The sequence below is a fragment of the Streptomyces sp. NPDC094143 genome (assembly GCF_040303825.1).
Lineage (GTDB): Bacteria > Actinomycetota > Actinomycetes > Streptomycetales > Streptomycetaceae > Streptomyces.
The window spans coordinates 17302-34385 of the sequence record NZ_JBEOTZ010000035.1 but is presented as its reverse complement, the minus strand read 5'-3'; the positions used below and the strand labels follow the sequence as shown (position 1 = coordinate 34385).

The 17084-nt window shown below is 71.7% G+C and carries 16 protein-coding genes; 10 read left to right on the top strand and 6 right to left on the bottom strand.

The annotated features are described in order from the left end of the window. Positions 1–498: 498 nt before the first annotated feature. The gene (locus ABTZ58_RS32600) at positions 499–792 is read right to left on the bottom strand and encodes an MTH1187 family thiamine-binding protein (protein WP_030854324.1); all 294 of its coding nucleotides are present in this window, start codon (positions 790–792) and stop codon (positions 499–501) included. Then, entirely contained in the window at positions 789–1133 is a 345-nt protein-coding gene (locus tag ABTZ58_RS32595; RefSeq protein ID WP_351364647.1) for a DUF3817 domain-containing protein, read from the bottom strand. Before ABTZ58_RS32595 ends, ABTZ58_RS32600 begins: the two co-directional genes overlap by 4 nt. A gap of 169 nt (positions 1134–1302) precedes the next feature. Between ABTZ58_RS32595 and ABTZ58_RS32590 the strand changes: the two genes are divergently transcribed. From ABTZ58_RS32590 to ABTZ58_RS32575, 4 genes are all read left to right on the top strand, one after another. Continuing rightward, a complete protein-coding gene (locus ABTZ58_RS32590; protein ID WP_351364644.1) occupies positions 1303–1935 on the top strand; it encodes an AIM24 family protein in 633 nt (210 codons plus the stop codon). Position 1936: 1 nt separating this feature from the next. Beyond that, the gene (locus ABTZ58_RS32585; RefSeq protein WP_351364641.1) at positions 1937–2587 is read left to right on the top strand and encodes an AIM24 family protein; all 651 of its coding nucleotides are present in this window, start codon (positions 1937–1939) and stop codon (positions 2585–2587) included. Further along, positions 2584–3384, top strand: coding sequence for an AIM24 family protein (locus ABTZ58_RS32580; protein WP_351364638.1), 801 nt, complete (start codon positions 2584–2586; stop codon positions 3382–3384). The genes ABTZ58_RS32585 and ABTZ58_RS32580 overlap by 4 nt, the downstream gene beginning before the upstream one ends. Positions 3385–3500: 116 nt before the next feature. Continuing rightward, complete coding sequence (locus ABTZ58_RS32575) at positions 3501–3977, top strand: MarR family winged helix-turn-helix transcriptional regulator (protein WP_351364635.1); 477 nt, start codon at positions 3501–3503, stop codon at positions 3975–3977. Between the two features lie 10 nt (positions 3978–3987). On the opposite strand, the gene ABTZ58_RS32570 is transcribed toward ABTZ58_RS32575, so the two are convergent. Further along, positions 3988–5397 carry a sensor histidine kinase gene (locus ABTZ58_RS32570; RefSeq protein ID WP_351364632.1) on the bottom strand — a complete coding sequence of 470 codons (1410 nt, stop codon included), beginning with the start codon at positions 5395–5397 and terminating at the stop codon, positions 3988–3990. After that, positions 5394–6062: a response regulator transcription factor gene (locus ABTZ58_RS32565; RefSeq protein WP_351364629.1), complete on the bottom strand. Its 669-nt coding sequence runs from the start codon at positions 6060–6062 to the stop codon at positions 5394–5396. Before ABTZ58_RS32565 ends, ABTZ58_RS32570 begins: the two co-directional genes overlap by 4 nt. A gap of 116 nt (positions 6063–6178) precedes the next feature. Here ABTZ58_RS32565 and ABTZ58_RS32560 point away from each other — a divergent pair, with 116 nt between their 5' ends. Then, a complete protein-coding gene (locus tag ABTZ58_RS32560; RefSeq protein ID WP_351364626.1) occupies positions 6179–6826 on the top strand; it encodes a PepSY domain-containing protein in 648 nt (215 codons plus the stop codon). Positions 6827–7118: 292 nt separating this feature from the next. Here ABTZ58_RS32560 and meaB read toward each other — a convergent pair whose 3' ends face one another. Continuing rightward, positions 7119–8075 (bottom strand): methylmalonyl Co-A mutase-associated GTPase MeaB, encoded by a 957-nt coding sequence (gene meaB, locus ABTZ58_RS32555; RefSeq protein ID WP_351364740.1) that lies wholly within the window; start codon positions 8073–8075, stop codon positions 7119–7121. A 40-nt stretch (positions 8076–8115) separates the two neighbouring features. Continuing rightward, positions 8116–9315, bottom strand: coding sequence for an acetyl-CoA C-acetyltransferase (locus ABTZ58_RS32550; protein WP_309094255.1), 1200 nt, complete (start codon positions 9313–9315; stop codon positions 8116–8118). Positions 9316–9463: 148 nt separating this feature from the next. Here ABTZ58_RS32550 and mce point away from each other — a divergent pair, with 148 nt between their 5' ends. The 5 genes from mce (at position 9464) to ABTZ58_RS32525 (ending at position 17025) form a co-directional block, all read left to right on the top strand. Beyond that, positions 9464–9904, top strand: a complete 441-nt coding sequence (mce, locus tag ABTZ58_RS32545) for a methylmalonyl-CoA epimerase (RefSeq protein WP_094055890.1) — start codon at positions 9464–9466, stop codon at positions 9902–9904. Positions 9905–10136: 232 nt separating this feature from the next. Beyond that, positions 10137–14084 carry a polarized growth protein Scy gene (gene scy / locus ABTZ58_RS32540; protein ID WP_351364622.1) on the top strand — a complete coding sequence of 1316 codons (3948 nt, stop codon included), beginning with the start codon at positions 10137–10139 and terminating at the stop codon, positions 14082–14084. Positions 14085–14267: 183 nt separating this feature from the next. After that, a complete protein-coding gene (locus ABTZ58_RS32535; RefSeq protein WP_309094258.1) occupies positions 14268–15203 on the top strand; it encodes a coiled-coil domain-containing protein in 936 nt (311 codons plus the stop codon). 86 nt (positions 15204–15289) lie between these two features. Further along, positions 15290–16252, top strand: a complete 963-nt coding sequence (locus tag ABTZ58_RS32530) for an ABC transporter ATP-binding protein (RefSeq protein WP_351364618.1) — start codon at positions 15290–15292, stop codon at positions 16250–16252. Between the two features lie 2 nt (positions 16253–16254). Further along, positions 16255–17025, top strand: a complete 771-nt coding sequence (locus ABTZ58_RS32525) for an ABC transporter permease (RefSeq protein ID WP_351364615.1) — start codon at positions 16255–16257, stop codon at positions 17023–17025. Positions 17026–17084: the final 59 nt, after the last annotated feature.

The window sequence follows — 17084 nt, the reverse complement described above, 5'->3', positions numbered from 1 at the left end:
TACCCCGATACCCATACGAAAGTGGATCTTTGGTGCGGTGTCGAACTGGGGGCGTCCAGGCGGGTGGGGTGCCTGCGGCCGGCCGGTGGGTGCCCGCGGCCGGCCTGCCGGTGGTGGGTGCCCGCGGCCGGCCGGTGGGTGGCTTCGCCTTCGCGGTGTGGGTGGGTCGGGGCCGCGCCGGGGGGTGTCCGTCCTCGGAACGGCGCGATGGGGTCGGACGCCGACTGACTGTCCGTCGACGCGCCAACCGCTGCGGGCGGACACCCCGGCACGGCCCCTCGCGCCGTCCCGCGGGTGCGGACGCGTCTCGGCTGCCGCGCGGGCGCCGGTCCGCTGAGCTGCGGGCATGCGTGCCGCTGGGGGCGGCACGGGTGGGCGCAGCCGCACCCCGCCGCGCCGGGTTGCGCGACGCCCCGGCCCCCGCACCGACGCCGGGTACGCGAAAACCCCGGTTCGGAGGAACCGGGGTTTCGTCGGCGTCGAAAAGATCCGGCGGAGCTACTCCGCGAGATGCCGCTCCACCGTCTCCACCTTGGACGTGAGGCCGTCCGTCACGCCCGGGCGGATGTCCGCCTTCAGGACGAGGGAGACCCTCGGCGCGCGGCGCTCCACCGCGGCGACCGCGCGGCGGACGACGTCCATCACCTCGTCCCACTCCCCCTCCACGGACGTGAACATCGCGTCCGTCCGGTTCGGCAGCCCGGACTCCCGCACCACCCGCACGGCGTCGGCGACGTACTCCCCCACGTCCTCACCGACCCCCAGCGGCGTCACGGAGAAGGCGACGATCACGCGTTCACCACGCCTTCGTTGCGGGCCCGGGACGCGATGACCGCGTCCTCGGCCTCACGCCGCAGCTTGCGCTCCGCGAAGAACCCGCCGGCCGGCAGCACCGAGAGCACGAAATACAGCGCGGCCGTCTGCAGCGGCCACTTCGCCCGGTTCCACGCGTCCGCCCAGAAGATCACGTACAGCACGAACAGCGCCCCGTGCACCGCTCCCATCACCGGCACGGCGTTGAAGTCGGTGGTCCGCTTCAGCACCGAGCAGACCAGCAGGAGCAGGAACGAGATCGCCTCGGGGGCCGAGACCAGGCGGAGGCGGCGGAGGGAGGTGGCGGTCTTGAGGTCCACGGGTCACCTTCGGTGGGAGAGAAACGGTTTGTGAACGCACGCACAAGCGTCCCGCCCATTGTGGCAAACCGCCGGGGACCCCGGTCCGTAGGGGTGCGCTCAGGGTCGTTCTCCACCCAGGGGACCTGTCGGTGGGGCCCGACCTGCGGCTACCTTCCCGTATGTGGCGATGTTCCGACTTCAGGGCAGCAAGGTGCTCGCCGTCGACATGACCGGAGACGCCGTCAAGGCGAAGAACGGCTCGATGGTCGCGTACGACGGCGAGATGGCCTTCAGGAAGCTCAGCGGCGGCGGCGAGGGCCTACGCGGGATGGTGACCCGGCGGCTCACCGGCGAGCAGATGACGTTGATGGAGGTGAAGGGGCGGGGGACCTGCTGGTTCGCCGACCGCGCCTCCGAGATCAACCTGGTCGGTCTCCAGGGCGACAAGCTCTACGTCGAGTCGAGCAACCTGCTCGCGACCGACGGCGGGCTGCGCACGGGGACCGAGTTCACGGGCCTGCGCGGGGCCTCGCAGGGCAACGGGCTGTTCACGACGACCGTCGAGGGCCACGGCCAGGCGGCGATCATGTCGGACGGCCCGGCCGTGGTGCTGCGTGTCAGCCCGCAGTACCCGCTGACCGTGGACCCGGGAGCGTACGTGGCGCACCAGGGGAACCTGCGGCAGTCCTTCCAGTCCGGCGTGACGTTCCGCACGCTGCTCGGGGAGGGCGGCGGCGAGGCCTTCCAGATGCGGTTCGAGGGGGACGGCCTGGTGTACGTGCAGCCGAGCGAGCGGAACACGATCGCGGGAGACGTGTGACATGGCCTTCCGGGAGATCAACGCGAAGATGATCGAGGCGACGGTCGAGCCGGGACAGCGCCTGTTCAGTCAGCGCGGCGCGATGCTGGCCTACCGGGGCGAGGTGTCCTTCACGCCCAGCACGGCGGGCGGCCAGGGCGGGATCATGTCGATGATCGGCCGCCGGGTCGCCGACGAGGACACGCCCCTGATGACGGTCGAGGGCAGCGGCACCGTCCTGTTCGGCCACGGAGGGCATCACATCCAGGTGATCCGGCTCACCGGCGACACCCTGTACGTCGAGGCGGACCGGCTGCTGGCCTTCGAGGGCACACTCCGCCAGGGGACGATGTTCCTGGGCTCCCAGGGCGGCGTCATGGGCATGGTGCGCGGGCAGGTCAGCGGCCAGGGACTGTTCACGACCACGCTGCAGGGGCAGGGGGCCGTCGCGGTCATGGCGCACGGCGGCGTCATCGAGATCCCGATCACCCCGCAGCGCCCGGTGCACGTGGACCCGCAGGCCTACGTCGCCCACCACGGCGAGGTCCGCAACAAGCTGTCCACGGCCCTGGGGTGGCGGGACATGGTGGGCCGCGGTTCGGGCGAGGCGTTCCAGCTGGAGCTCAGCGGCAGCGGTGCGGTGTACGTCCAGGCGTCGGAGGAGAAGCTGTGAGCACCTACGGAACCCCGGGCGCCGGCCCCGCGGTCTTCGACCCGGCGACCCTGCCGCCCGACGACAACGTCAACCCCTACACCTTCTGCGTGGAGCTCAAGGGGAGCCAGTGGTTCCTGCAGAAGGGGAAGATGATCGCCTACTACGGCTCGATCGACTTCAACGGCGTGGGACACGGCCGGCTGGACCGTCTCGTGCGTACGTCGTTCCATTCGCCACTGCATGCGAGCGACTGGGTCGTGGCCGAGGGCTCGGGCAAGATGCTCCTCGCCGACCGGGCCTTCGACGTCAATTCGTACGACCTCGAAGACGGCAACCTGACCATTCGCTCGGGCAACTTGCTTGCTTTTCAGCCAACTCTGTCACTGAAGCAATCAATCGTGCCGGGTTTTCTGACCCTCATCGGAACCGGAAAGTTCGTGGCGGCGTCGAACGGCCCGGTGGTCTTCATGGAGCCCCCGATCCGGGTGGACCCCCAGGCCCTGGTCGGCTGGGCCGACTGCCCCTCGCCCTGCCACCACTACGACCACGGGTACATGACCGGCGTGATGGGCGGTCTACGTGCGCTGACGGGCCTGGGCGGGGCCTCCGGCGAGGAGCACCAGTTCGAGTTCGCCGGCGCGGGCACGGTCCTGCTCCAGTCGTCCGAGACCCTGATGGCCGAGCAGGCCACGGGAGCCGTTCCACAGCAGGCGGGCGTGCCCGGAGGCGGTCCTTCCGGGCATCAGCCGGGCCAGTCCGGGGTACCGCGCCTTCCCGGACAGCTGGGGGACCTCCAGCGTCGCTTCGGGCTGTGAGCGGTAGTCTGCGGAGTGTGACATCGAACGCCTGCGCACTGTTGTTCGCCAGGTGTGCGCCGTCACACGCCACCCCTCACTAGTTCGCCTTTCAACCTTTTAGGTAGACTTCATTCATGGAGACCGAGACGGCCACCCGCTGGCTGACCGATGCGGAGCAGTGCGCTTGGCGCACCCACCTGGAGGTCAACAGGCTGTTGACGTACCAACTCGAAAAGGACCTGCAGCCGTTCGGCCTGACAATGAACGACTACGAGATCCTGGTGAATCTCTCCGAGTCCGAGGACCTGCGGATGCGGATGAGCGACCTCGCCTCCGCCACCCTCCAGTCCAAGAGCCGCCTCTCGCACCAGATCACGCGCATGGAGAACGCGAACCTGGTCCGGCGCGAGAACTGCGAGTCGGACCGCCGGGGGCTCTACGCGGTCCTCACCGACCACGGCATGGCGACGATGCAGAAGGTCGCGCCGCACCACGTGGCGTCCGTGCGCAGGCACTTCATCGACCTGCTGTCCCCCGAGGCCCTGACGGAGCTCGACAAGGCCCTCAAGCCCATCGCGGAGCACCTGCGCGGACAGCGCGGGCGCCCGTGACCGCGGTCCGCTAGACGAGCGGCAGGCGGAGCTCGAACAGGGCTCCGCCTGCGGGCCCCTGCCCGGCCGTGAGCGTGCCGCCGTGCCGTACGGCGACGTCCCGGGCGATGGCGAGCCCCAGACCGGCGCCGCCGTCGTCGCGGCTGCGGGCGGCGTCCAGCCGGACGAACCGTTCGAAGATACGCTCCCGGTCCGCCTCCGGCACCCCGTCCCCGTCGTCGGCCACCCCGACCACGGCCCGGTCGCCCTCCCGCCGCACGCTCACCGTGACGCCCGACCGGGCGTGCCGCTGGGCGTTGTCGAGCAGATTGGCGAGCACCCGCCCGAGCTGCCCCCGCGAACCGGCCACCTCGACCGGCTCCGCCGCCACGGTCACCCCGGCCCGCCCCTCGGCCTCCTCCCGGGCGAGTCCGGCGAGGTCGACCCGCGTGTCGTTCGGCCGCTCCCCCGCGTCCAGCCGGGCGAGCAGCAGCAGGTCGGCGGCGAGCCGCTGCAGCCGCACGGTGTCCTCCACGGCCCCGTCGAGGTCCAGCAGCTCGGGATGGGCGGCGGCCACCTCCAGCTGTGTGCGCAGCGAGGCGATCGGGCTGCGCAGCTCGTGGGAGGCGTCGGCGACGAACCGCCGCTGCCGCTCCACGGAGGTCTCCAGCGCCGCCAGCGTCTCGTTGGTGGTGCTGGCGAGCCTCGCGATCTCGTCGTGCGTGTCCGGCTCCGGGACGCGCCGGGCGAGGTCCTCGGACCGGGTGATCGCGGCCATCTCCCGCCGGATGCCCTCCACCGGCCGCAGGGCCCGCCGGGTGACCAGCCAGGTCACGCCCGCGACGACGCCGAGCAGCAGCGGGAACCCGATCAGCATCACGGTCAGTGCGGTCCGCACGGCCCCGTGCTCGGCGGCCAGCGGGGCGCCGGCGTAGACCGTGAGGGTGCCGCGGTCGTGGGTCTCCACCTCCACGGCCGCGTACCGGTAGTCCTCCGTGTCCCCGTCGACGGTCGCGGACCCGTTCCGGAAGACGCTCTCCCCGGAGATCTCCCCGGGTTCGAGGGCCTCGCCCGTGGTCTCGGCGTCGTCCTCGTCGTCCCCGGCCGGCCGCGCGGCGGGCTGCGCTCTGACCCGGTCGCTGTCCGTGCCGCTGATCCGCTCCAGGTCCTCGCTGACCGCGACCAGCCGCCCGTCCTCGTCGAGGACCTGCACCGGCCCGATGTCCCCGTCCAGCCCCGACAGCTTGTCGTACGGCGTCCCGGCGGCGAGCTCCGAGGCGACGGCCCGCGCGGAGCGCTCCGCCTGGGTGCCGGCCTCGCCCATCAGGTTGGACCGCAGGGACAGCAGCACGGCGGCGCCGGCCGCGACCAGGGCCACCGCGACGACGAGCGTGGCACCGAGCGTGGCCCGCGCCCGGACGGACCCGAACAGCCGCCTCACGGCGAGGCCTCCAGCCGGTACCCGGCGCCGCGCACGGTCCGGATCAGCCCCGGCCGCAGCTTGCGCCGCAGGGTGCTGACGTACACCTCGACGATGTTCGGATCGCCGTCGTAGGCGAAGTCCCAGACGTGCTCCAGGATCTCGGACTTGGACACCACCTCGCCTGCCCGCAGCACGAGCTGCTCCAGCACGGAGAACTCCTTGGCCGTCAGGGTGATCTCCTCCTCCCCGAGGAACACCCGGCGCGCCGCGGTGTCCACCCTCAGGTCCCCGTGCACACGCACCGGCGAGGCCCCGGCCCCCTGCCCGCGCCGCCGCAACAGCGCCTTGACCCGGGCGACGAGCACGACGTACGAGAACGGCTTGGTCAGGTAGTCGTCCGCGCCCGTGTCGAGGCCCTCGGCCTCGTCGTACTCACCGTCCTTGGCGGTCAGCATCAGGATCGGCACCTCGTGCCCGGCCGCGCGCAGGGCGGCGCAGACCCGGTAGCCGTTGAGCCCGGGCAGCATGATGTCCAGGATGACCAGGTCGTACGTCCCCTCCGAGGCCTGGTGCAGCCCCTCCCGCCCGTCGTGGACGACGTCCACGGCGTATCCCTCGGCCGTCAGGCCCCTGGCCAGCGACAGAGCCAGCCGCTTCTCGTCCTCCACGATCAACAGGCGCATGGGTAAAGAGTCGCAAAGGGAACCTGAAGATCCCTTCAGGGGCCTTCAGCTTCCCCTCAGCCTCCGTCCGCCAGAGTCGAAGACATCGAAAACGAAACGACTCGGGAGGAATCCGCATGAAGCGCAACATCGTGATCGCCGCTGTGACCGCCGCCGCTCTGATCGGAGGCGGTACGGCCACGGCCCTCGCGACCACGGGAGACGACGAGGGCTCGGCGCGGCAGGCGGCCGACACCCGGCTGACGGGCGACGACGCCCGCGATGACCAGGACGACAGCGCGGACGACCGCGACGACGACGCCCGGGTGTCCTCGTCCGGCGTCACCGCGCCCGAGGCGATCGCCTCCGCGCTGAAGCACACCTCGGGTACGGCCGTCTCCGCCGAACTGGACGACGAGGACGACGGCGGCAAGGCGGTCTGGACGGTCGACGTCCTGTCCGGCGACACCTGGCGCAGCGTGAGCGTCGACCCGTCCAACGGGAAGGTGCTCGGCTCGCACACCGACGACGAGGACGACACGGCGCAGGTGCGGACGGCGCTGAAGGGGTCCTCGGTGACGGCCGAGGAGGCCGCGAAGGCCGCCGCCGGCAAGGGCGTGGTGACCTCCGTCGGCCTGGACGAGGACGGCAAGGACAAGTCCTGGGAGGCCGAGACCCGCAAGCCCGGCGGCGCCGAGCAGGACTGGAAGATCGACCTCACGTCGGGCAAGGTCACGGCGGACCGCTCGGACACCCAGGACGACGACGCCGACGACCAGGACTGACCGGTCACTGCCGGATTTCAGCCGCCCCGGCGTCACTGCTGACGCCGGGGCGTTCCGCAACCCCGGCGCAGCGAGGTGCGGCGGCAGCCGACACGCGCCCGCAGCCGCCGGACGGCGCAAGGGGCCGTGTCGGGGGGTGTCCGCCCGCAGCGGTTGGCGCGTCAACGGGGAGTCGGTCGGCACGCAAGTCGATCGCGCCGTTCCGAGGACGGACACCCCCCGGCGCGGCCCCGACCCACCACCGGCGAGAAGGCGAAGACACGCTGAGCCACAACCCGCGCTCAGCCCTCCGTCAACTCTCCGTCAACCCCGCCACCAGCTCGTCCGCCGCCCGATAGGGATCCAGCTCCCCCGCCACGATCCGCTCCGCCAGCGCCCCCAGGCGCCGGTCCCCGTGCAGGTCCCCGATCCGCTCCCGCAGTGCCGTCACCGCGATCGTCTCGACCTCGCGCGAAGCCCGGGACATCCGCCGCTCCGCGAGCACGCCCCGCTCCTCCATCCAGGCCCGGTGCTTCTCCAGCGCCTCGACGACCTCGTCCACGCCCTCACCCCGCGCGGCGACCGTCTTCACGATCGGGGGACGCCAGTCACCCGGCCCACGCGCCTCCCCCAGCCCCAGCATGTGGTTCAGCTCGCGGGCCGTCGCGTCGGCCCCGTCCCGGTCCGCCTTGTTGACGACGTACACGTCCCCGATCTCCAGGATCCCGGCCTTGGCCGCCTGGATCCCGTCCCCCATCCCCGGCGCCAGCAACACCACGGACGTGTCCGCCTGCGAGGCGATCTCCACCTCCGACTGCCCGACCCCCACCGTCTCGACGAGGATCACGTCGCAGCCGGCCGCGTCCAGCACCCGGATCGCCTGGGGAGCGGCCCAGGCCAGCCCGCCCAGGTGCCCACGCGTCGCCATCGAACGGATGTACACGCCCGGGTCGGACGCGTGCTCCGACATCCGCACCCGGTCCCCGAGCAGCGCGCCGCCGGAGAACGGGGACGACGGGTCGACGGCGAGCACGCCGACCCGCTTGCCCTGCTTGCGGTAGGCGGAGACCAGCGCCGAGGTCGACGTCGACTTGCCGACTCCGGGCGACCCGGTCAGCCCCACCACGTACGCCCCGCCGGTCAGCGGTGCCAGCGCCGCCATGACCTCACGCAGCTGCGGGGACGCCCCCTCCACCAGCGAGATCAGCCGGGCGACGGCCCGTGGCCGCCCCTCCCTGGCCTGGGCCACCAGCGTGGAGACGTCCTGCATCACAGCTCCGTTCATGACAGGGCGATCAGTAGACCGCCGTTCAGGCCTTCGGTACCCGGACGATCAGCGCGTCACCCTGGCCACCGCCACCGCACAGCGCGGCCGCGCCGACGCCACCGCCCCGCCGCTTCAGCTCCAGCGCCAGATGCAGCACGAGACGCGCACCGGACATCCCGATCGGGTGACCCAGGGCGATGGCACCGCCGTTGACATTCACCTTTTCGGTGGACACCCCGAGGTCCTTCATGGACTGCACGGCCACCGCCGCGAACGCCTCGTTGATCTCGATGAGGTCGAGGTCCGAAACCTCCAGCCCCTCCTTCTTCAGCGCGTGCCGGATCGCGTTGGACGGCTGCGACTGCAGCGAGTTGTCCGGCCCGGCCACGTTCCCGTGCGCCCCGATCTCGGCGATCCACTCCAGGCCGAGCTCCTGCGCCTTGGCCTTGCTCATCACGACCACGGCGGCGGCACCGTCGGAGATCTGCGAGGCGGAACCGGCCGTGATCGTGCCGTCCTTGGAGAACGCCGGACGCAGCTTCCCGAGCGACTCCGCGGTGGTGTCGCCGCGAATGCCCTCGTCCTTGCTGAACAGCACCGGGTCGCCCTTGCGCTGCGGGATCTCGACGGGCGTGATCTCGGCCTCGAACAGGCCGTTCTTCTGCGCGGCGGCGGCCCGCTGGTGCGACAGCGCGGCGATCTCGTCCTGCTCGGCCCGGCCGATGCCCAGGCGCGTGTTGTGCTTCTCCGTCGACTCGCCCATGGCGATGCCCTCGAAGGAGTCGGTCAGACCGTCGTGCGCCATGGCGTCGAGCATCTGGACCGCGCCGTACTTGAAGCCCTCGCGGGACTTGGGCAGCAGGTGCGGGGCGTTGGTCATGGACTCCTGGCCACCGGCGACGATCACGTCGAACTCGCCGGCGCGGATGAGCTGGTCGGCGAGCGCGATCGCGTCGAGGCCGGACAGGCAGACCTTGTTGATGGTCAGCGCCGGCACGTTCATCGGGATGCCGGCCTTGACCGCGGCCTGGCGCGCCGGGATCTGCCCGGCCCCGGCCTGGAGCACCTGGCCCATGATCACGTACTGCACCTGGTCGCCGCCGATCCCCGCACGGTCGAGGGCGGCCTTGATCGCGAAGCCGCCGAGGTCGGCTCCGGAGAAGGACTTCAGGGAGCCCAGCAGCCGTCCCATGGGCGTACGCGCGCCCGAGACGATGACCGAGCTGGTCGTTGCAGAAGACATGAGCTGCGATCCCCTTACCGGCTGCACAGCCGAGGAGTGAACGAGGGTTTACTTCGAATGTACTGAGTGGCACTCCGTGCCGTCATCGGGCTGTCGGTGTGATCGCGCGCACGTTGCGTAACCACCCCGGGGGCGCTGCACTGAACTCATGCTGACGCGAATCGACCACATCGGAATCGCCTGTTTCGACCTCGACAAGACCGTCGAGTTCTACCGTGCCACCTACGGCTTCGAGGTGTTCCACTCCGAGGTCAACGAGGAGCAGGGCGTGCGCGAGGCCATGCTCAAGATCAACGAGACGTCCGACGGCGGCGCCTCCTACCTGCAGCTTCTGGAGCCGACCCGCGAGGACTCCACGGTCGCGAAGTGGCTGGCGAAGAACGGCGAGGGCGTCCACCACATCGCCTTCGGCACGGCGGACGTGGACGCGGAGTCCGCGGACATCCGCGACAAGGGCGTTCGCGTGCTCTACGAAGAGCCCCGACGCGGTTCCATGGGGTCACGGATCACCTTCCTGCACCCCAAGGACTGCCATGGCGTACTGACAGAACTGGTCACTTCGGCGCCTGTTGAGTCACCTGAGCACTGACCCTCGTACATAGGGGCCGGTAGGGTTGGGTGCGGTCGCCGCTCAGCCAGGGTGACCGCGGTCCCGCCGTGCGACGGCAGGACCACCGGGGTCCGGGTTTCGGGGGACGAGCGCCGGGGCAGCAGCCTCTGCTCCGCCGATGATCTGACACCATTCCCCGGGGGCCCCGTTCGGCGGATGGACGGAGCTCGTTCGGAAAGAGTTGCGACCAGGGGACGGATGGGACCGCGCAGTGCGGGGCTACGAGAGCCAGGAGCGAGAGCCGGCGGCTGACGTCGACCACCTCTCTCGGTTCGAAGCCGAGATGAAGCGGCTGAAGACCGAACGGGAAAAGGCGATCCAGCACGCCGAGGACCTCGGCTACCAGGTCGAGGTGCTGCGCGCCAAGCTGCACGAGGCGCGGCGCACCATCATGTCCCGGCCCTCCTTCGAGGGGGGCGACATCGGCTGGCAGGCCGAGCAGTTGCTGCGCAACGCGCAGATGCAGGCCGACCAGATCCGCGCGGACGCCGACCGCGAGCTGAGCGAGGCCCGGGCCCAGACCCAGCGGATCCTCCAGGAGCACGCCGAGCAGGCGGCCCGGCTCCAGGCGGAGCTGCACCAGGAGGCGGTGACCCGCCGCCAGCAGCTGGACCAGGAGCTGGCCGAGCGCCGCCAGACGGTCGAGTCGCACGTCAACGAGAACGTGGCGTGGGCCGAGCAGCTGCGCGCCCGCACCGAGCAGCAGGCCCGCCGGCTGCTGGAGGAGTCCCGCGCCGAGGCCGAGCAGGCCCTCGCCACCGCCCGCGCGGAGGCCGAGCGGCTGGCGACCGAGGCCCGGCAGCGGCTGACGAACGCGGCCGAGGAGGCCCGGGCCGAGGCCGAGCAGATCCTGCGGCGCGCCCGCACGGACGCCGAGCGGCTCCTGAACGCCGCCTCCACGCAGGCCCAGGAGGCCACCGACCACGCCGAGCAGCTGCGCACGTCCACCGTCTCGGAGTCCGAGTCGGCGCGCCGCCGCGCCCAGGAGCTCAGCAAGGCCGCCGAGCAGCGGATGGCCGAGGCCGAGGAGGCGCTGCGCAAGGCGCAGGCCGAGTCGGAGAAGCTGGTCGCGGAGGCCAAGGAGGCCGCCGCCAAGGCCCTGGCGAGCGCCGAGGCCGCGAACGAGACGCGCACGCGCACGGCCAAGGAGCAGGTCGCCCGGCTGGTCGAGGAGGCCACGAAGGAGGCCGAGAACACCAAGTCCGAGGCCGAGCAGATCGTCGCGGACGCCCGCGCCGAGGCCGAGAAGATCGTCGCGGAGGCCTCCGAGAGGGCCCGCACGCTCACCGCCGAGGAGACCGCGACCCAGCTGTCCAAGGCCGCCCGCACGGCCGAGGAGGTCCTCAACAAGGCGTCGGAGGACGCCAAGAAGACCACCAGGGCCGCCGCCGAGGAGGCCGAGCGGATCCGCAGGGAGGCCGAGGCCGAGGCGGACCGGCTGCGCGCCGAGGCGCACGACATCGCCGAGCAGCTCAAGGGCGCGGCGAAGGACGACACCAAGGAGTACCGCGCCAAGACGGTCGAACTGCAGGAGGAGGCCCGCCGGCTGCGCGGCGAGGCCGAGCAGCTGCGGGCGGACGCCGTCGAGGAGGGCGAGAAGATCCGCGCCGGGGCCCGCAAGGAGGCCGTGGCGCAGATCGAGGAGGCGGCGAGGTCCGCCGAGGAACTGCTCGCCAAGGCCAAGGCGGACGCGGACGAGCTGCGCGCGACGGCCCAGACGGACAGCGAGAAGGTCCGCACGGAGGCCATCGAGCGGGCGACGACCCTGCGCCGGCAGGCCGAGGAGACCCTCCAGCGCACCCGGCAGGAGGCCGAGCGGCACCGCGACGAGGTCGTCGAGCAGGCCGAGGCCCTCAAGGCGGACGCCGAGCGCGCGGCGCGGGAGCTGCACGAGGAGACCGAGCGGGCCATGGAGGCCCGGCGGGCGGAGGCCGCCGAGGAGCTGAGGCGTCTCCAGGCGGAGGCGGAGGAGCGGCTGACGGCGGCCGAGCAGGCGCTGTCGGACGCCCGTGAGGAGGCCGCGCGGATCCGCCGCGAGGCCGCCGAGGAGAACGAGCGGTTGCGCGCCGAGGCCGCCGAGCGGATCCGTTCGCTCCAGCAGCAGGCCGAGGCCGAGGCCGAGCGGCTGCGCGACGAGGCCGCGTCGGACGCGTCCGCGGCGCGCGCCGAGGGCGAGGCCGTCGCCGTCCGGCTGCGCACGGAGGCCGCGACCGAGGCCGAGCGGCTGAAGTCGGAGGCGCAGGAGAGCGCCGACCGGATGCGCGCGGAGGCGCAGGCGGCCGCCGAGCGGCTGGCCACGGAGGCGTCCGAGACGCTGGCCGCTGCCCAGGAGGAGGCCAACCGGCGCCGCCGCGAGGCCGAGGAACTCCTCGGCAGCGCCCGGCAGGAGGCCGACCAGGAGCGCGAGCGGGCCCGCGAGCAGAGCGAGGAGCTGCTGGCCTCGGCGCGCAAGCGTGTGGAGGAGGCGCAGACCGAGGCCGTCCGGCTGGTCGAGGAGGCCGACCGGCGTGCCACGGAGATGGTGTCGGCGGCCGAGCAGCACGCGCAGCAGGTCCGGGACTCCGTCGCCGGGCTGCACGAGCAGGCGCAGGAGGAGATCGCCGGACTGCGTTCCGCCGCCGAGCACGCGGCGGACCGTACGCGGCGGGAGGCGCAGGAGGAGGCGGACCGGGTCCGCTCCGACGCCTACGCCGAGCGGGAGCGGGCGAGCGAGGACGCGGGCCGGCTGCGACGCGAGGCCCACGAGGAGTCCGAGGCCGCCAAGGCGCTCGCCGAGCGGACGATGTCCGAGGCGATCGCGGAGGCGGAGCGCATCCGTACGGAGGTCGCCGAGCACGCCCAGCGGGTGCGCACGGAGGCGTCGGACACGATCGCCGAGGCCGAGCAGAGCGCCTCGCGCACCCGGGCCGACGCCCGCGAGGACGCCAACCGCATCCGGTCGGACGCGGCGGCGCAGGCGGACGCCCTCATCACCGAGGCGCGCAGCGAGGCGGAGCGGCTCACCACCGAGACGGTCCAGGAGACCGACCGGCTGCGCATGGAGACGGTCACCGAGGCCGAGCGGGTCCGCACCGAGGCCCTCTCCGAGGCCGAGCGCGTCCGGTCCGAGGCGGCGGCGGAGGCCGAACGGCTGCGGGCGGAGTCGGTCGCCACGGCCGACCAGCTGGTCGGGGAGGCCACCGGCGAGGCGGAGCGGCTGCGGGCCGAGGCCGCCGAGACGGTCGGTTCGGCGCAGCAGCACGCGGAGCGGGTCCGCTCCGAGGCCGAGCGCGTCAAGGCCGACGCTCAGGCGGAGGCGGAGCGGCTCGTCGCCACCGCGCGCGAGAAGGCCGACCGCACCCTGGACGAGGCCCGCAAGGACGCCAACAAGCGGCGTTCCGAGGCTGCCGAGCAGGTCGACAAGCTCATCACGGAGACCACGGCCGAGGCGGACAAGCTGCTCACCGAGGCGCAGCAGCAGGCGCACAAGACCACCGCGGAGGCCGAGGCGCAGGCCGACACGATGGTGGGCGCGGCCCGCACCGAGGCCGAGCGGATCGTGTCCGAGGCGACGGTCGAGGGCAACTCGCTGGTGGAGAAGGCCCGTACGGACGCGGACGAGCTGCTGGTCGGCGCGCGCCGGGACGCCACGCAGATCCGGGAGCGCGCCGAGGAGCTGCGCGACCGCATCACCTCGGAGATCGAGGAGCTGCACGAGCGGGCCCGCCGGGAGTCGGCCGAGGCGATGAAGACGGCGGGCGACCGCTGCGACGCGCTCGTCAAGGCGGCCGAGGAGCAGCTGGCGAAGGCGCAGGCGAAGGCCAAGGAGATCGTCTCGGAGGCCAACTCCGAGGCGGGCAAGGTCCGGATCGCCGCGGTGAAGAAGGCCGAGGGTCTCCTCAAGGAGGCCGAGCAGAAGAAGAACACGCTCGTCCGGGAGGCCGAGGAGCTGAAGGCCGAGGCGATCCGCGAGGCCAGGCGCACGGTCGAGGAGGGCAAGCGCGAGCTTGAGGTCCTGGTCCGGCGCCGCGAGGACATCAACGCCGAGATCTCCCGTGTCCAGGACGTGCTGGAGGCGTTGGAGTCCTTCGAGGCCCCGTCCGCCGCCAAGGACAGCGGAGTCAAGGCGGGCGCGACGGTCGGCGCACCCCGATCGGGTGGCAAGAGCTCGGAAAGCTAGCGAAGTGGGGCGAATCCGGTGTGTGCTGAGGGGCTTTGACCAAGACTTGGCAAGCAGTCCGACGGTCAGCCACTCAAAAGGGGTGTCATTTTCCAGATCAAACGCGCATCCGCTCGATGACACACCGTTTCGGCCCCTAGGATTCCACCTATCACCTCACCGGTCTCATTCGACAGGAACCCCATGAGCGACACTTCCCCCTACGGCTTCGAGCTTGTGCGGCGTGGGTACGACCGCGCTCAGGTGGACGAACGTATCTCCAAGCTCGTCTCCGACCGTGACAGCGCTCTCGCCCGCATCACCGCTCTGGAAAAGCGCATCGAAGAGCTCCACCTCGAGACGCAGAACGCCCAGGCCCAGATCACCGACGCCGAGCCGTCGTACGCGGGTCTCGGCGCACGCGTGGAGAAGATCCTCCGCCTCGCCGAGGAAGAGGCGAAGGACCTGCGCGAGGAGGCCCGGCGCGCGGCGGAGCAGCACCGCGAGCTCGCCGAGTCGGCGGCCCAGCAGGTGCGCAACGACGCCGAGTCGTACTCCGCGGAGCGCAAGGCGAAGGCCGAGGACGAGGGCCTGCGGATCGTCGAGAAGGCCAAGAGTGACGCCGCCCAGCTGCGGGCCGAGGCGCAGAAGGACGCGCAGTCCAAGCGCGAGGAGGCGGACGCCCTCTTCGAGGAGACCCGCGCCAAGGCCGCGCAGGCCGCCGCCGACTTCGAGACGAACCTCGCCAAGCGCCGCGAGCAGTCCGAGCGCGACCTGGCCTCCCGTCAGGCCAAGGCCGAGAAGCGCCTCGCCGAGATCGAGCACCGCGCCGAGCAGCTGCGCCTGGAGGCCGAGAAGCTGCGCACGGACGCCGAGCGCCGCGCCCGCCAGACGGTGGAGACGGCCCAGCGCCAGGCCGAGGACATCGTGGCCGACGCCAACGCCAAGGCCGACCGCATCCGTTCGGAATCCGAGCGCGAGCTGGCCGCCCTCACCAACCGCCGCGACAGCATCAACGCGCAGCTGACGAACGTCCGCGAGATGCTCGCGACGCTCACCGGCGCCGCGGTGGCCGCCGCCGGCACGCCGACCGAGGACGAGCCGATCTCCCGTGGGGTGCCGGCCCAGCAGTCCCGGTAACAGCCCGGCACACGGAGTCTGAATCTCCGCAAAGCCCTCTGCCGCTCGGGTGGCAGAGGGCTTTGTCCCGTTCTAGCGTGGCGGGCATGATTGAGCTGGAGGGGCTGACCAAGCGGTACGGCGAGAAGGTGGCGGTCAACAACCTGTCGTTCGCGGTGAGACCGGGCATCGTCACCGGCTTCCTCGGGCCGAACGGCGCGGGCAAGTCCACCACCATGCGGATGATCCTGGGTCTCGACCACCCGACCGCCGGGCACGTCCGGATCGACGGCAAGCACTACCAGCAGCTCAAGGACCCGCTGACGTACATCGGCGCCCTGCTGGAGGCCAAGGCCTGGCACGGCGGGCGCAGCGCCTACAACCACCTGCTGTGCCTCGCGCAGAGCAACGGCATCCCGCGCCGCCGGGTGGGCGAGGTGCTGGAGACGGTCGGGCTGACGGCGGTCGCGAAGAAGAAGACCAAGGGCTTCTCCATGGGCATGGGGCAGCGGCTCGGCATCGCGGCCGCGCTCCTCGGCGACCCGCGGATCCTGATGTTCGACGAGCCGGTCAACGGCCTGGACCCCGAGGGCATCCACTGGATCCGCACCCTGATGAAGTCGCTGGCCGCGCAGGGCCGGACGGTGTTCGTCTCCTCCCACCTGATGAGCGAGATGGCGCTGACGGCCGAGCACCTGGTCGTCATCGGGCAGGGGCGGCTGCTGGCGGACACCTCCATGGCCGACTTCATCGCGCGCAACTCGCGCTCGTACGTCCGGGTGCGCAGCCCGCAGCGGGAGCGGCTGCTCGATGTGCTGCACCAGGCGGGGGTCGTCGCCGTCGAGAGCGACGAGGGTGTGCTGGAGGTGGACGGTGACAAGGCCGAGCACGTCGGCGAGCTGGCGGCGCAGCACGGGATCACGCTGCACGAGCTGAGCCCGCAACAGGCCTCGCTGGAGGAGGCGTTCATGCGGCTGACGGCGGAGTCGGTGGAGTACCACGCCCACAGCGGGACGGGCGCCGAGCCGCCACCGCAGCAGCAGTGGGGCGACGGCTGGAAGAGGGGCTGAGCATGGCGGTGACCCAGGTCGTACGGTCGGAGTGGACCAAGATCCGGTCGGTGGCGTCGACGGTGTGGACCCTGTCGCTGGTGGTGGTCGTGACGGTCGCGCTCGGCATGCTGATCTCGGCCCTGTCGAAGAGCGAGTTCGACTCGATGAACGCGCAGGACCGGGCGGAGTTCGACCCGACCTTCATCAGTTTCGCGGGGATGAGCCTCGGCCAGCTCGCGATGATCGTGTTCGGGGTGCTGGTCGTCTCGAACGAGTACAGCACGGGCATGATCCGCACCTCGCTGGCCGCCGTACCGCAGCGCGGCTCCTTCCTGTTCAGCAAGATCGCGGTCGCCACCGCGCTCGCGCTGCTGGTCGGGCTGGTCACCAGCCTCGCCGCCTTCTTCCTGGGGCAGGCGATGCTCGGCGAGCACCGGGCGGAGATCGGCGACCCTGGGGTGCTGCGGGCGGTGCTCGGCGGTGGCCTCTACATGACGCTGATCGCGATGTTCTCCATGGGCGTCGCCGCGATGCTGCGCTCGCCGATGCTGTCGCTGGGCATCCTGATGCCGTTCTTCTTCCTCATCTCCAACATCCTCGGGAACGTCGACGCGACGAAGAAGGTCGGCCGGTTCCTGCCCGACCAGGCCGGCAGCAGGATCATGCAGGTGGTCCCGCCCCTCGACGACGACACGCCGTACGGGCCGTGGGGCGGCCTCGGGATCATGGGGCTGTGGGTGCTCGCGGCACTGATCGGCGGCTACGTGCTGCTGAAGAAGCGCGACGCCTAGAGGGACGGGCCGGGCCCGCCTTTTACCTGCTCTTGGGTGGAACCGTCAGCGCCTCGATA

Coding starts and splice junctions, on each gene's coding strand:
- meaB (WP_351364740.1), bottom strand. CDS start 8,075: ATGCAGGACGTCTCCACGCTGGTGGCCCAGGCCAGGGAGGGGCGGCCA.
- ABTZ58_RS32550 (WP_309094255.1), bottom strand. CDS start 9,315: ATGTCTTCTGCAACGACCAGCTCGGTCATCGTCTCGGGCGCGCGTACG.
- ABTZ58_RS32575 (WP_351364635.1), top strand. CDS start 3,501: ATGGAGACCGAGACGGCCACCCGCTGGCTGACCGATGCGGAGCAGTGC.
- ABTZ58_RS32590 (WP_351364644.1), top strand. CDS start 1,303: ATGTTCCGACTTCAGGGCAGCAAGGTGCTCGCCGTCGACATGACCGGA.
- ABTZ58_RS32560 (WP_351364626.1), top strand. CDS start 6,179: ATGAAGCGCAACATCGTGATCGCCGCTGTGACCGCCGCCGCTCTGATC.
- ABTZ58_RS32535 (WP_309094258.1), top strand. CDS start 14,268: ATGAGCGACACTTCCCCCTACGGCTTCGAGCTTGTGCGGCGTGGGTAC.
- mce (WP_094055890.1), top strand. CDS start 9,464: ATGCTGACGCGAATCGACCACATCGGAATCGCCTGTTTCGACCTCGAC.
- ABTZ58_RS32585 (WP_351364641.1), top strand. CDS start 1,937: ATGGCCTTCCGGGAGATCAACGCGAAGATGATCGAGGCGACGGTCGAG.
- ABTZ58_RS32525 (WP_351364615.1), top strand. CDS start 16,255: ATGGCGGTGACCCAGGTCGTACGGTCGGAGTGGACCAAGATCCGGTCG.
- ABTZ58_RS32530 (WP_351364618.1), top strand. CDS start 15,290: ATGATTGAGCTGGAGGGGCTGACCAAGCGGTACGGCGAGAAGGTGGCG.
- ABTZ58_RS32565 (WP_351364629.1), bottom strand. CDS start 6,062: ATGCGCCTGTTGATCGTGGAGGACGAGAAGCGGCTGGCTCTGTCGCTG.